Annotated in this window: 1 protein-coding gene; it reads left to right on the top strand. The window is 58.8% G+C overall.

The features are described 5' to 3' along the window. On the top strand, positions 1-878 hold an 878-nt coding region (locus J5224_RS30365; RefSeq protein WP_413544749.1), incomplete at its 5' end, for a mannitol dehydrogenase family protein. Between the last annotated feature and the right edge of the window lie 71 nt (positions 879-949).

Here is a 949-nt window from a genome sequence, read left to right as displayed (position 1 = left end):
TGGTGAAACGTGCGGTACTGGAGCTGGCTCGTCTGCGCAGCGCTGAGCTTGCGGAGTGGATCGCAGCCAATGTCACCTTCCCCAACACTATGGTGGACCGCATCGTGCCTGCCGCTACGCCGGAAACGCTGGCTGAAGTGGAACAGGCTATCGGCGTCGCCGATCCGGTAGGCATCGCCTGCGAACCCTTTATTCAATGGGTAGTGGAAGACAACTTTGTGGCGGGGCGCCCACAGTGGGAAGGGGCCGGTGCACAGCTGGTGAATGACGTTCTGCCGTTCGAAGAGATGAAACTGCGCATGCTGAACGGCAGCCACTCCTTCCTGGCCTATCTGGGCTATCTGGCCGGTTACGAACACATTAACGACTGTATGGCGGATGCCCATTATCGTCGTGCCACTCAGCGCTTGATGTTGGAAGAACAGGCACCGACGCTGCACGTTAACGAGGATTTACCGGGCTATGCCGCACAGTTGATTGCCCGTTTCACCAACCCGGCGCTGAAACACCGCACCTGGCAAATCGCCATGGACGGCACACAGAAGCTGCCGCAGCGTATGGTGGAATCCGTGCGCTGGCACCTGCAAAACGGCAGCGATTACAGTTGCCTGACGCTGGGTATCGCCGGTTGGATGCGCTATGTGGGCGGCGTGGATGACGCGGGTCAAACCATCGACGTGCGTGACCCAATGGCAGCACAACTGCGTGCTATCGTCGATGCCACGCAAGACGGTGCAGCACGCGTGCAGGGCCTGTTAGGATTGACGGCTATCTTTGGTGATGATCTGGCGAACAACGAAGAGTTTGTACGCCGCGTCACCAAAGCGTACCTGCTGCTGAGTGAGAAAGGCGCAAAAGCGGCGGTCTCAACGCTGTAATATCCCGTCGTCGTCCTCGGCGTAGGCCGGGGACCTGGTACAGAAGAAACACGTGTAGCCTGGCAAGAGAT

The sequence above is a fragment of the Candidatus Symbiopectobacterium sp. NZEC135 genome, assembly GCF_025962695.1.
Note: the sequence above shows the minus strand (reverse complement) of the source record. Positions and strands in the feature narration are given on the sequence as shown.